Below are 13,144 nucleotides of genomic sequence, written 5' to 3'. Positions count from 1 at the left end.
GCTGCTGGAGGACAATCGCCTGATGAGCCACGAGGACGCCACGCACGGACCGGCCCCGCTGGGGTCGGTCGACCCGGAACCGATGCACCGCGCCGTCGACGCGCTGGCGACCGCGCTGCACGAGTACGTGCAGACCGCGGTCGGCGTGCGCGCCGAGTTCGGCGCGTCCGAGGCGGACGAGGACCCGCGCGTGCTCGCGCTGGAGAGCCGGGTGGGCCAGCTCAACGCCGCCGTCTTCGACGCGCTGCACGACGAGCTGGGCATGCACCCCGACCTCACGAGCTCCGTGTGGGAGGGCGACGACGAGGAGCCCGAGCACGCGCACGACGCGCCGGAGGGTGCCGTGCCGGCCGAGGTCTTCTACCTCGGCTTCGTCGTGGCGGACCCGGCGCCCGGGTCCCCCGGCACGCTGGACGGCGTCGTGGAGCTGCTCGACGAGGCCGGTGGCGATGTCGCGCAGCGCCTCTTCGACGGCGGTTACGAGGTCGCGGAGTGGGCGACGTCGCGCGGCGCCGCGGTCGAGTTCGGGGACGACGACCTCGACGACGAGGACGACGAGGACGGCGAAGACCCGCTCGGAGGTGCGCGATGAACGAGGTGCGCGTGGTGCGCGGGCGGCCGGACGACGTGGAGGTCGCCGCGCTCGTCGCCGGCCTCGCGGCGGTGGCGTCCGCCGACGGGCTGCCGGACGACGAGACGCCCGTCGAGGAGTGGACCAACCGCGCCCGGTCGGTGCGCGGCAACGGCGCCGGCGTGACGGCGAAGAGCTTCGGCGGCCGCTGGGGCCGCCACAATGCCGACGCGTGGCGCTGGAGCCTGCACTCGTGAGCGTCGTCTGGCAACAGGTGGACGGCGCGGACGACGTCGACGCCCCGCTGCAGGAGCTGCCCGCTCCCCCGCGGCCCGGGTGGCTGCGGCGCTGGGTGTGGGCACCCGCGCTGGTCGTGTCGGCGGGCCTGTACGTGCTGCGCCGCACGATCGAGGACCCGTCCGGCGAGCTCGAGCTGTGGTTGTTCATGGGGATGCTCGCGGGGCTGATGGTCACGGCCGTCGCCGCCCTGGTGCGCTACCGCGACGACCAGCGCACGGCCGCCGAGGGCAGGGCCGCCCAGGCGTTCGCGGCGGGCGCCCGGTCGGTCACCGGGACGGTCACGGTGAACGAGCGCCGCACCAGCTCCGGTCTGCTGCTCAGCGGAGTCGTGTCGTACCCGACCGACGAGGGCGTCGCCGACCGCGCCTACTCGCACCTGGTGCGCCGCGACGAGGAGGACGAGCTCCCGCCCCCGCGCGACGGCGACCCGGTGGACGTCTGGTGGGCACCGGGCACGGAGACCGTCGTGGTGCGGTACCACCGCGACTGGGCCGACGCGGTGCGGAGGCGTGCGGGGGGTCGCTGATCCCGACGGGTTCCGCGACCGTCCACGGCGGGCCCTCAGCGCCGTGCGCGCCCCGCGGCGAACAGCCGGCACGCGTGCTCGGCGGTGCGCTCCAGCTCTGTCACGGCGTCCCGGGAGAGCTCGGCGAGGGACCGGGGGCCCGGCGCGAGGGAGAACGCGGCGGCGATACCTGCCGCTGCGGCCTGCGCGGGCGTGAGCTCGACCCCGCCGGCGACCACAACCACCGGCGCACGGCCCGCGACGAGCCGCACCACGGTGTCCACGACCTTGCCGTGCAGCGACTGCTCGTCCAGACGCCCCTCGCCCGTGAGCACCAGGTCGGCGCCCTCGAGGGCGTCTGCCAGGCCCACCGCATCGGCGACGAGCTCCCCGCCGGGCACCAGGGCGGCGCCCAGGGCGGCCGACAGCCCCACGGGCAGCCCCCCGGACGCACCGGCGCCCGGCAGGTCGCGTGCGTCGTGACCCGTCGCGGCGGCGAGCGCGTCGGCGAGGTGCGCCAGGCCGTCGTCGAGCAGCGCGACGTCGCCGTCCGTCGCGCCCTTCTGCGGCCCGAAGACCGCGGCCGCGCCGCGCGGCCCGAGCAGCGGGTTGTCCACGTCGCACGCGATGCGCCACCGCAGCGCGCGGGCGCGCGGGTCCAGGCCGGCCAGGTCGACCCGCGCGAGGGACCGCAGGCCCCCGCCGCCCGGCGGCACCGCCGCGCCGCCGTCGTCGAGCAGGGCGGCGCCGAGCGCCGTGAGCAGGCCGGCGCCGCCGTCCGTGCTCGCGGAGCCGCCGACGAAGAGCACGACCTCCTGCGCCTCGGGGGCGTCGTCGAGGGCGGTGAGGACGACGGTGCCGACGCCGTGGCTGGTCGCGTCGAGCGGACGCAGCGGCACGTCCGACACCTTCGGGAGGCCGTATGCCTCGGCCGCCTCGACCGCGAGCGTGCGGCCGTCGGGCGAGACCCCGTACCGCGCCGTCGTGGGGCGGCCCAGGGCGTCGGTCGTGGAGCACGAGCGCGGCGGCTCGCCCCATGCTCCGAGGATCGCGTCGAGAGTGCCCTCCCCGCCGTCCGCGAACGGCACGGCCCGCACGTCGGCGCCGTCGCCCAGGCCTGCGCGGGCGCCGGCAGCGAGCGCCGTGGCCACCTGCGTGGCGGTGGCGCTGCCCTTGAACGAGTCGGGGGCGACCACCACCCGGAGCGGCCGCGGGGAGACAGCGGGGTTCTTCACGTCCTCGTGCACGGTGGTCGAGGTTAGCCGGTCGGGCGGAGCGGGGCGCGGGCGTCTCGCGACGACCCACGCCCCGCCCGAGGGGCCGGCCCGGTCAGCCCTCCGTCTTCTTCCGGTCCGCGAGCGCCTTCTCGAGCTCGGCGCGGATCTTGTCGCCGCCGCCCTTGGCCCAGGCCTCCGCGGCGGGCTGCCAGGCACCGACCTTCTGGCGCCCCGCGAGGATGTCGGTCTCCACCGCCCCCAGCTTCTCGCCGATCTGGCCGCCCTTGCGGCTGGCCGTGTCGCTGAACAGCCCGGACGCCGGGTTCTTCACCGCCGACGGGACGACGGCGGCCTGGGCGTCGTGCTCGGCCTGCGCCACGCTCGGGTCGCCTGCCTGGAAGTTCACCCACGGCCCTTCGACGACGTACTTGAGGCCGAGCTGCACCTCGGTGCGCCCCTTCTCCGTGGGCACCGGGTCCGTGCCGTCCAGCTCGTAGTGCACGCCCTCGACGCCGTAGGTCTTGAACATGTGCTCCTCGGTGCCGAACGGGGCGGCGAGATAGTTGATCACGTCGAGCAGCGCCTCGACGCGGTCCGCCGACTTCGCGCTGATCGAGGTGATGTTCTGGACCTGCGGCCCCATGTGGATGCCCGCCGTGCCGCCGCCCTCCGCGAGCGGCGGCGGCACCACGGCGAGCTGGAAGCCCTCCCCGAGCGGGTAGTTGGAGAAGTCGGGCCAGGCGCTGAACGTGTCGTCGAGGAAGCGGATGGTGCCGTTCACGAGCCACGTCTTGCGCTGCGGCTGCGCGGCGGTGACGCCGTCGGGGTGCACGAACCCGTCGGCCACGAGGCGCCGCGCGGCCTCGAGTGCGTCCTGCTGGCGCTCGTGCAGGTTCGCGCTGGTGAGGGTGCCGCCGGCCTCCGACCAGCCGTTCGGGATCTCGTACATCTGCCGGATGAACCCCAGGGGCACGCGGCCGAGCGCCCACGTGTTCCCGCCGGAGAGCTCCTTGCACAGGTCGTAGAACTCTTCGAAGGACGTCACCTGCGGGTCGATGCCCTCGGACTCGAAGTAGTCCTGCCGCGCGTACATCACCATGCTCTGCGCCGGGCCGCGCGGCACCGGCACGGCGAAGACCTTCCCGTTGTAGACGCACGACTGCCAGCTCTCGGTCGGGATGTTCGCCAGGAACGGATACTTCGCCACGGCGTCGCCCGCGAGGTACTCGGTGAGGTCGACGGCGCGCTCCTCGAGGAGGCTCGGCAGGCCGGGGATGTCACCGGAGAACATCGCGAAGATGTCGGGGAGCTGGTCGCCCGCGACCGTCGTCTGGAAGCGGTCGGAGTAGTCGCCGCTCGGCGTGAGCGCGACCGAGAGGCCGAACCCGAGCCGCTCGTTGAGCTCCTGCCAGTACGCGTTCTTCTCGAGCTTGGGCGGCGCGGGCGTGTTCGTCATGACGAAGACGCCCACGTCCTCGCCGTCGCCCGGCTGACCGCTGGTCGCCTTCTTCGGGCTCGCCGGGTACTTCAGCATCGTGTCGGGGACGCCGTCCGCGCCCTTGATGTCCATGGGGACGCCGGTGTAGGGGATGTACTTCGGCAGCACGGAGCTGTTCTGGGCCGCGGAGACCGCGCCCACGCCGCCGCGGCCCTCGTTGCTGCAGCCGGCGGCCGCGAGGAGGGCGAACGCGCCCACCCCCAGGCCGCCGAACAGGACGTTGCGCCGGGACGGCTGCCGACCGGTGGTGCGGATGTCAGGCATGACTACTCCTCGTCGAGTGAGGTCGAGACGGTGTGCGGGGTGATGAGACGGGTGCGGCGCGGTCAGCCCTTGACGGCGCCGGTGAGCATCCCCTTGGCGAAGTGACGCTGCAGGAAGGGGTAGACCAGGAGCACCGGCACGACGGAGACCACGAGGATCGCCATCTGCAGGGAGGTCTGCGGTGGCAGGGACGAGGCGTCGATGCCCAGGTCCTGCGAGCCGAGCTGGGCGCCGTCGACGACGTAGGTGCGCAGCACGAGCTGCAGCGGCCACTTGCTGGCGTCGGACAGGTAGAGCAGCGCGCTGAAGAAGGCGTTCCAGTAGCCGACGCCGTAGAACAGGCCCACGACGGCGAGCACGGGCTTGGACAGCGGCAGACCGATGCGGCGGAAGAGCTGCCACTCGGTGGCCCCGTCGATGCGGGCGCTGTCGATGATCTCCTGCGGCAGCTGCACGAAGAACGCCCGCACCACGACCACGTTGAACGCGGAGACCGACGTCGGGATGATCAGCGCCCAGAGGCTGTCCAGCAGCCCGAGCCGCTGCACCACGAGGTAGCTGGGGATCATGCCCGGGTTGAACAGCAGGCTGACGAGCACCAGCAGCAGCATCGCGCGGACGCCGAACGCGCCGCGGCGGCTGAGCGCCCAGCCCAGGGTGGTCGTGAGGGCGAGGCTGATCGCGGTGCCGACCACGGTGACCAGCACGCTGACCCACAGGGCCTGCGTGACGACGCCGCCGGCGAAGATCATGCGGTACGCGCTGAGGTCGATCCCCGTGGGCAGCAGGACGAAGCCGCCGGCCTCGGTGACCTGCTCGGGCGTCGCGAGGCTGGTGGAGACGATCCCGACGAACGGCAGGATCACCAGCGCGCACGCGATCGTGAGGATGATGCCCTTGGCGGTCCGCTCGACGGGACCCGGCATCGCGACCCCGTCGACCACCGCGCGCCGGCGGCGCCGGGGCGGCGCGCCGGCGGGGCCGCCGACCGGTCCGCGGGTGGCGGGCTCTCGGGTGATGGTCATGCGCGGTAGACCCCTTCCTCGCCGAACATGTGGGCGACCTTGTTCGCGACGAGCACCAGGACCAGGCCGAGCACGCCCTTGACGAGCCCGACGGCGGCCGCGACGCCCCAGTACCCGCCGACGACGCCCTGGTTGTAGACGTAGGTGTCCAGCACCTGGGACACGCCGAGGCCGACGGCGTCCTGCTGGAGGATCAGCTGCTCGAAGCCGACGCTGAGGGAGTCCCCGAGCTTGAGGATGAGCAGCATGATGATGATCGGCCGCATCCCCGGCAGCGTGATGTGCCAGGTCTGGCGCCAGCGGGTGGCGCCGTCGACGGCGGAGGCCTCGTAGAGCGACTTGTCGATCCCCGCGAGCACGGCGAGGAAGAGGATGGTCGCCCAGCCGGTGTCCTTCCAGATCACCTGCGAGGTGATGAGCCCGTAGAAGGCGTCGGAGTTGCCGATGACGTCGATCGGCTGCCACCCGTGGGCGCGCAGGAAGTTGTTGATCATGCCCGCGCCGCCGAGCACCTGCTGGAAGACGGCGACGACGATCACCCAGGACAGGAAGTGGGGCAGGTACAGCACCGACTGCACCCACTGCCGCACCCGGTTGGACACCAGGCTGTGCAGCAGCAGTGCCAGGATGATCGGCGCCGGGAAGACGAGCACCGTCTGCAGCAGGGTGATGATGAGCGTGTTGCGCAGGGCGGCGAGGAATTCCGGGTCGCCGGAGAACAGGATCGAGAAGTTCTCGAGTCCCACCCACAGGGAGCGCCCGACGCCGAGGTACGGCTGGTAGTCCTGGAACGCGATGACGTTGCCGCCCAGCGCCAGGTACTGGAACACGATGACGACGGCCATCGCCGGCAGGGCCAGGAGCAGCACGGCACGGTCGCGGAACATCCGGCGGTACCACGGGAGCGGCGGGCGCGGCGCGCCGGGCTCCTCGCCGGACGGCGCGCCCTCGTCGTCCCGGGAACGGAGGCGGTGCCGCGTGCCGGCCTCCTCGACCGCGGTCATCCGTCCCTCCGCGGCCGTGTCCGCAGGGATGGGCGTGGTGCCATGGGTCGGTCCTCTCGTCGTCGAGCGGTCGAGCATCGGGAACCGCGATGTTCCGCGTGCTGCGCCGGTGCAAAAGTGATCGATCACTTCCAGGGCGACACCGTAGAAGGTGATCGATCACACCGCAACCACCTCCTGCCACGCCTCCGCGACGGCGCCGTGCCAGAATGACCGGGCGCCGCACCGAGGCCGGCGCGATGACCAGCAAGGACGAGCCATGACGGAGCAGCGGGCGGGACGGGACCGGCGGGCGACCATCTGGGAGGTCGCCAAGACGGCCGGGGTCTCCCACCAGACGGTCTCCCGCTACCTGCGGGACGACCCCCGCATGCGCCCCGAGACGGTCGAGCGGGTCGCCCGCGCCGTCGCGGAGCTCGACTACCGTCCCAACCTCACCGCCCGGTCGATGCGCACGCGTCGCACCGGCCGGGTCGCCGTCCTCCTGCCCGCCGTCGCGACGTACGGCCCGCCGCAGATCCTCGGCGGCGTCATGGAGGTGGCCCACGAGCACGGGTACACGATCGAGGCCCTCAGCGTCGAGGGGTCCGCGGCGCAGCGCTTCGACCGGGTCCTGGAGCTCGCCGACTCGGGCCAGGTCGAGGGTGTGCTCGCGCTCGCGCCGCTCCCTCCGGCGTCCGAGCACCAGGTGCCCGCGCGCGCGGCCATCGTCGCGTCGGCCGACTACGACGACCGCTTCCGCGGGGTCGGCGAGCTGGCCGACGGCTCCCCCGTGGCCGAGATCGTCGAGCACCTCGCCGAGCTCGGGCACCGGCGGTTCCTGCACGTCACCGGCGCGCTCGACTTCGCCTCCGCGCGGGGCCGCCGCGACGTCTTCGTCGCCACGATCGAGCGGCTCGGGCTGGGCCCGGCGATCGTGCACGAGGGCGACTGGTCGCCCGCCTCCGGGCGCGCAGCGGTCCACGCCCTGGCGGAGCACGACCACCCGACGGCGGTGGTCGCGGCCAGCGACCCCGTCGCCGCCGGCGTGGTCCAGGGCGCCCGGGAGCGCGGCTGGTCGATCCCTGAGGACCTCAGCGTCACCGGCTGGGACAACAGCCTTCTCGGCGCGTACCTCGAGCCCACCCTCACGACCGTCCAGGTCGACCACCACCGGCTGGGGCGTGCCGCGATGGCCCGGATGGTCGCGAGGCTGCGGGGCGAGCCCGCCCCGCCCCCGCCCGCGACCCCGCTGAACACCATCATCTGGCGCGGGTCGACCGGGCCGGCGCGGAATGGGCGGGACCGCGGCGGGGCCACGCCCTAGGCTGCCCCTCGTGACCTCGAGCACCCCCACCCCGCCCCGCACGCCCTCCGCGGTCGACGCCGTCGCCGACGCGTACGTCACCCGCTCCGCCGAGCTCGACCCGTTGCTCGCCACCGCGATCGGGCTGCCCGGTCACGACCACCGCATGACCGACCTCTCCCCCGCCGGGCACGAGGCCCGCGCCGGGTCCGACCGCGCGGTGCTGCGCGAGCTCGACGCGGCGGAGCGCGACGGCGGGCCGCTCGACGAGGTCGACCGGGTCACCCTCGCCGCGATGCGCGAGCGGGTGGGCCTGGCGCTCGAGCTGCACGACGCGGGCGAGCCGCTGGCGAGCCTCAACAACATCGAGTCGCCGGTGCAGCAGCTGCGCGACGTCTTCGACCTCATGCCCACCGGCTCGGTCGAGGCGTGGGAGAACGTCGCCGCCCGCCTGAACGCCGTCCCGGACGCGGTCGACGGTTACGTCGCGTCCCTCACCGAGGCGGCACGGCGGGGACAGGTCGCCGCGATCCGGCAGGTGCGCGAGGGCGTGTCCCAGTCGCGTGAGCTCGCCGGCGAGGACTCGTTCTTCCTCGGCCTCGTGCGCGGCGACGACGCCGCCGCCGTCCTGGACGAGTCGTCCGCGTGCAGCCTCGTGCGCGCCGAGCTCGAGCGCGGCGCGAGCGCCGCCCGCGGCGCCTACGCCCGCCTTGCCGAGTTCCTCGAGCGCGACCTCGCACCCCAGGCGCCGGAGGGCGACGCGGTCGGCCGCGACCGCTACGCGCGCTTCTCGCGCGAGTTCCTCGGTGCGGAGGTGGACCTCGACGAGACGTACGCGTGGGGTCTCGACGAGCTGGCCCGCATCGTCGCCGAGCAGGGGGCCGTGGCCCGGCAGATCGCCGGCCCGGGCGCGAGCGTCGAGGACGCGGTCGCCGCGCTCGACGCCGACCCCGCCCGCACCCTGCACGGCACGGACGCCCTGCGCCGCTGGATGCAGGAGACGGCGGACGCCGCGATCGAGGACCTCGCCGGCACCCACTTCGACATCGAGGGACCGGTGCGCACCATCGAGTGCCGCATCGCGCCCACGCAGACCGGCGGGATCTACTACACGCCGCCGAGCGACGACTTCTCGCGCCCCGGTCGCATGTGGTGGTCGGTGCCCGCCGACGTCACGGAGTTCAACACCTGGCGCGAGAAGACGACCGTCTACCACGAGGGCGTGCCGGGCCACCACCTGCAGTGCGCGGCCGCCGTCGTCGCCCGCGACACCCTCAACTCGTGGCGCCGCCTCATGTGCTGGGTCTCCGGCCACGGCGAGGGCTGGGCGCTGTACGCCGAGCGGCTCATGGCCGACCTCGGCCACCTGGACGACCCCGGCGACCGGTTCGGCATGCTCGACGCGCAGCGGATGCGCGCGGCACGCGTGGTGCTCGACATCGGCGTGCACCTGGGCAAGAAGGCCCCCGAGGAGTGGGGTGGCGGCACCTGGGACGCCGAGAAGGCGTGGCCGTTCCTCCGGGCGAACGTCAACATGCCGGAGTCGTTCGTGCGCTTCGAGCTCAACCGCTACCTCGGCTGGCCCGGGCAGGCGCCGTCGTACAAGGTGGGCCAGCGCCTGTGGGAGCAGGCCCGCGACGACGCCCGGTCGGCGGCGCGGGACCGCGGCGAGGAGTTCGACCTGCGGGCGTTCCACGCCCGGGCGCTGGGACTCGGTTCCGTCGGGCTCGACGTGCTGACCGGCGCGCTGCGCGACGCCCGCTGACGCGGCGCGCCCGGGCACCGCAGGTCATCCGGCATGGAAGGCATCCTCACCGGCTTCGCGATCATCGGCGTCGTCATCGTCGTCGGGTACGTCGCGGCGCGGCTGCGCCTCGGCGGTCCCGACGCCCGGACGGCGCTGAACCGCATCGGGTTCTTCGTCGCGAGCCCCGCGCTGCTGTTCACGGTGATCGCGGACGCCGACGTCGGCGAGCTCTTCCAGGCCCCCCTGCTGGTGCAGGCGGTGGCCGCCGTGGCGGCCGCGGGCCTGTTCGTGCTCGTGAACCTGCTGTGGCTGCGCCGCCCGGCCACCGAGGTCACGATCGGCGCGGTGTCGGCCGGCTACGTGAACGCCAACAACATCGGGCTGCCCGTGGCGGTGTACGTGCTGGGCGACCCGGCCGTCGTCGTGCCGGTGATCCTCCTGCAGCTGCTGGTGCTCGCGCCCCTCACGCTGCTGGTGCTCGACGCGCAGACGTCGGGCCGGGTCTCGGTGCGGTTCGTGCTGGCGCAGCCCGTGCGCAACCCGATCATCCTCGGCTCGCTCGCCGGCGCGGTCGTGTCCGTGACCGGGTGGAGCGTGCCCGCGCCCGTGCTCGCGCCGCTGGAGATCCTCGGCGGCGCGGCCGTGCCGATGATCCTGCTCGCGTTCGGGATGTCGCTGCACGGGACGCGCCCGTTCCAGCAGCCCGGCGGGCGTGCCGCCGTGGTCGTCGCGTCGGTCCTCAAGGCGGTCGTCATGCCCGCCCTCGCGTTCGTCCTGGCGCGGTACGTCGTCGGGCTCGACGACGTGCAGGTCGCCACGGCGGTGACGCTCGCGGCGCTGCCCGTCGCGCAGAACGTGTACAACTACGCGGCCCGCTTCCGCACGGGCGAGATGCTCGCACGCGACACGATCCTGGTCACGACCGTCGCGTCGCCGGTCGTGCTGCTCGTGTCCTCCCTGCTGCTGCACACGGGCTGAGCCACGCCGCCGGGGCCGCACGCCTGGATAGGGTGCGTGCGTGCCCGACACCCCCGACGCCCCTGACGCCCCCGTGAACGACGCCGTGCGCCTCGTCCTCGCCTCCCAGTCCCCCGCCCGCCTCGCCACCCTCGCGGCGGCCGGGGTCACGCCCCGGGTCGTCGTCTCCGACGTCGACGAGCCCGCCGTGCTCGACGCCGCGCGCGCCGGTGTCGGCGGCGACCTCGACCCCGCGGACGCCGTCCTCGTGCTGGCCCGGGCCAAGGCGGAAGACGTGAGCGGCCGCGTCGAGGGCGAGGAGTCCGCCCTCGTGCTCGGCTGCGACTCGATGCTCGAGCTTCCCGGGGGCCGGGGCGAGGTGGTGGGCAAGCCGTCCGACGCCGCGGAGGCCCGGCGCCGCTGGCGCTCGATGCGAGGCCGCGCTGCCGTGCTGCACACGGGCCACTGGCTCGTGGACCTGCGGGACCCGGAGGACGGCGGCACCGGCGGCACCCTCGGCGCGTCGTCGGCCACCACCGTGCACTTCGCCGACGTGGACGACGCGGAGATCGACGCCTACGTCGCGACCGGCGAGCCCCTGCACGTGGCCGGCGCGTTCACGATCGACGGTCTCGGCGGGCCGTACGTGGACCGGATCGAGGGCGACCACCACGGCGTCGTCGGCCTGAGCCTGCCCCTGCTGCGCGAGCTGCTCGGCGAGCTGGGCGTGCCCTGGCGCTCGCTCCGCAGCGCTGGTTGAGCGGGCCGAGAACGACTGCCGAAACCACCAACTCCGAGCACGTCTGGCACCGCCTCGCGCCCAGGTCCATGTGGGATCCCTCCAAACGGCTCGGATCGTCGTTGGCACCGGGCACAGACTTCGGCGCGGGCGTCCCGCGGGTGCCGGAGGACGGCGGGGCACGCGTTACCGTGAGCCGTGCCCACCATCAGCAAGGTCCTCGTCGCGAACCGCGGCGAGATCGCCGTCCGCATCGCCCGCGCCTGCACCGACGCCGGGATCGCCTCCGTCGCCGTCTACGCCGACTCCGACCGTGACGCGCTGCACGTCCGGCTCGCCGACGAGGCGTTCGCGCTGCAGGGCCAGCGCGCCGCCGACACCTACCTCGACGTCGAGAAGCTGCTCGACGTCGCACGACGCTCGGGCGCGGACGCGGTGCACCCCGGCTACGGATTCCTGTCGGAGAACGCGCAGTTCGCGCAGGCCGTGCTCGACGCCGGGCTGGTGTGGATCGGGCCCCCGCCGGCGGCGATCGAGTCGCTCGGCGACAAGGTGAGCGCGCGGCACATCGCGCAGGCCGCGGGGGCACCCCTGGTGCCCGGCACCTCCGACCCGGTGCAGGGCGCGGACGAGGTGCACGCCTTCGCCGCGGAGCACGGCCTGCCCATCGCCATCAAGGCGGCGTTCGGCGGCGGTGGCCGCGGCCTGAAGGTGGCCCGCACGGCCGACGAGATCGACGAGCTGTACGAGTCCGCGGTGCGCGAGGCGGTCGCCGCGTTCGGCCGCGGCGAGTGCTTCGTGGAGCGGTACCTCGACCGGCCGCGGCACGTCGAGACGCAGTGCCTCGCCGACGCGCACGGGAACGTCGTGGTGGTCTCCACCCGCGACTGCTCCCTGCAGCGCCGCCACCAGAAGCTCGTCGAGGAGGCGCCCGCGCCGTTCCTCACCCCCGAGCAGGAGGCCGAGCTCGACCGCGCGTCGCGAGCCATCCTCGCCGAGGCGGGCTACGTGGGCGCCGGCACCTGCGAGTTCCTCGTCGGCACCGACGGCACCCTGTCGTTCCTCGAGGTCAACACCCGCCTGCAGGTGGAGCACCCCGTCACCGAGGAGGTCACCGGCATCGACCTGGTGCGCGAGCAGCTGCGCATCGCGACCGGGGAGCCGCTGGGCTACGACTCCACCACGGTGCGCGGCCACTCGTTCGAGTTCCGCATCAACGGCGAGGACCCGGCCGCGGGCTTCCTGCCCTCCCCCGGCACCGTCTCCACGTTGCGCTGGCCGTCGGGCCCGGGCGTGCGTGTCGACACCGGCGTCGTCGAGGGCGACACGATCTCCGGCGCGTTCGACTCCATGATCGCCAAGCTGATCGTCACCGGCGCCACCCGCGAGCAGGCGGCGCAGCGCGCCCGCCGCGCGCTGCGTGAGCTCGACGTGGCGGGCATCCCCACCGTCGTCCCGTTCCACCGCGCGGTGATGGAGGCCGAGGACTTCGTCCCGACCGACGGCACGGCGTTCCGCGTGCACACCCGCTGGATCGAGACGGACTTCGCGGACGAGCTCGGCGCGCTGGCCCCGGCCGCCCCGGCCCCCGTGCCCGACTCCGAGGAGTCGCCCGAGGAGCTCGCCGAGCGCGTCGTCGTCGAGGTCGGCGGCCGACGCCTCGAGGTCGTGCTGCCCGCGGGCCTCGGCGTCGCCGCCGGACGCGCGCGCCGCGCGAACGCCGCCCGTCGTCCCGCCCGCCGCGGCAACGGCCGCACGTCCGCGGCCGCGAGCGGCGCCACCCTCGCGTCGCCCATGCAGGGCACCATCGTCAAGGTCGCGGTCGAGGACGGCGCCCAGGTGGCCGAGGGCGACCTCGTCGTCGTGCTCGAGGCCATGAAGATGGAACAGCCGCTGCTGGCGCACAAGGCCGGCACCGTGCGGTCCCTGTCCGCCGCGCCCGGCGCGAGCGTCACCGCCGGTGCCGCCATCTGCGAGATCGTCGACTGACGCCGAGGTAGTCGGATCCTCCGCGAGGTAGTTCGGTCTGCGC

General features: G+C 74.1%; 12 protein-coding genes. 8 read left to right on the top strand and 4 right to left on the bottom strand.

The features are described from left to right. Positions 1 to 22 precede the first annotated feature (22 nt). From B5Y66_RS07905 to B5Y66_RS07895, 3 genes are read left to right on the top strand one after another with little or no spacing between them, the layout of a single operon-like run. Positions 23 to 592: a hypothetical protein gene (locus B5Y66_RS07905; RefSeq protein ID WP_079573122.1), complete on the top strand. Its 570-nt coding sequence runs from the start codon at positions 23 to 25 to the stop codon at positions 590 to 592. Further along, on the top strand, positions 589 to 828 hold the full coding sequence (locus B5Y66_RS07900; protein ID WP_079573120.1) for an acyl-CoA carboxylase epsilon subunit: 240 nt from the start codon (positions 589 to 591) through the stop codon (positions 826 to 828). Before B5Y66_RS07905 ends, B5Y66_RS07900 begins: the two co-directional genes overlap by 4 nt. Then, positions 825 to 1,397: a hypothetical protein gene (locus B5Y66_RS07895; RefSeq protein ID WP_079573118.1), complete on the top strand. Its 573-nt coding sequence runs from the start codon at positions 825 to 827 to the stop codon at positions 1,395 to 1,397. Before B5Y66_RS07900 ends, B5Y66_RS07895 begins: the two co-directional genes overlap by 4 nt. Before the next feature lie 35 nt (positions 1,398 to 1,432). Here the strand turns inward: B5Y66_RS07895 and B5Y66_RS07890 are convergent, their stop codons facing one another. The 4 genes from B5Y66_RS07890 to B5Y66_RS07875 form a co-directional block, all read right to left on the bottom strand. After that, positions 1,433 to 2,623, bottom strand: coding sequence for a glycerate kinase (locus tag B5Y66_RS07890; RefSeq protein WP_079573116.1), 1,191 nt, complete (start codon positions 2,621 to 2,623; stop codon positions 1,433 to 1,435). A gap of 82 nt (positions 2,624 to 2,705) precedes the next feature. Continuing rightward, positions 2,706 to 4,355, bottom strand: a complete 1,650-nt coding sequence (locus B5Y66_RS07885; RefSeq protein ID WP_079573114.1) for a type 2 periplasmic-binding domain-containing protein — start codon at positions 4,353 to 4,355, stop codon at positions 2,706 to 2,708. 62 nt (positions 4,356 to 4,417) lie between these two features. Next, positions 4,418 to 5,380, bottom strand: a complete 963-nt coding sequence (locus tag B5Y66_RS07880) for a carbohydrate ABC transporter permease (RefSeq protein ID WP_245806977.1) — start codon at positions 5,378 to 5,380, stop codon at positions 4,418 to 4,420. Next, positions 5,377 to 6,384 (bottom strand): ABC transporter permease, encoded by a 1,008-nt coding sequence (locus B5Y66_RS07875; RefSeq protein WP_245806976.1) that lies wholly within the window; start codon positions 6,382 to 6,384, stop codon positions 5,377 to 5,379. The genes B5Y66_RS07880 and B5Y66_RS07875 overlap by 4 nt, the downstream gene beginning before the upstream one ends. 259 nt (positions 6,385 to 6,643) lie before the next feature. On the opposite strand from B5Y66_RS07875, the gene B5Y66_RS07870 reads away from it, so the two are divergent. The 5 genes from B5Y66_RS07870 to B5Y66_RS07850 all read left to right on the top strand — a co-directional run bounded on the left by B5Y66_RS07870 (position 6,644) and on the right by B5Y66_RS07850 (position 13,101). Beyond that, positions 6,644 to 7,690, top strand: coding sequence for a LacI family DNA-binding transcriptional regulator (locus B5Y66_RS07870; RefSeq protein ID WP_079573112.1), 1,047 nt, complete (start codon positions 6,644 to 6,646; stop codon positions 7,688 to 7,690). Beyond that, the gene (locus B5Y66_RS07865) at positions 7,659 to 9,434 is read left to right on the top strand and encodes a DUF885 domain-containing protein (protein WP_079573110.1); all 1,776 of its coding nucleotides are present in this window, start codon (positions 7,659 to 7,661) and stop codon (positions 9,432 to 9,434) included. Before B5Y66_RS07870 ends, B5Y66_RS07865 begins: the two co-directional genes overlap by 32 nt. A gap of 33 nt (positions 9,435 to 9,467) precedes the next feature. Then, the gene (locus B5Y66_RS07860) at positions 9,468 to 10,394 is read left to right on the top strand and encodes an AEC family transporter (RefSeq protein ID WP_079573108.1); all 927 of its coding nucleotides are present in this window, start codon (positions 9,468 to 9,470) and stop codon (positions 10,392 to 10,394) included. Positions 10,395 to 10,434: 40 nt separating this feature from the next. Further along, entirely contained in the window at positions 10,435 to 11,133 is a 699-nt protein-coding gene (locus tag B5Y66_RS07855; protein WP_245806975.1) for a Maf family protein, read from the top strand. A gap of 177 nt (positions 11,134 to 11,310) precedes the next feature. Next, positions 11,311 to 13,101, top strand: coding sequence for an ATP-binding protein (locus tag B5Y66_RS07850; RefSeq protein ID WP_217700750.1), 1,791 nt, complete (start codon positions 11,311 to 11,313; stop codon positions 13,099 to 13,101). Positions 13,102 to 13,144: the final 43 nt, after the last annotated feature.

The sequence above is a fragment of the Krasilnikoviella flava genome (genome assembly GCF_900167525.1).
In the GTDB taxonomy this organism is placed as follows: domain Bacteria; phylum Actinomycetota; class Actinomycetes; order Actinomycetales; family Cellulomonadaceae; genus Isoptericola; species Isoptericola flavus.
This window is presented reverse-complemented; position numbering and strand designations above follow the sequence as displayed.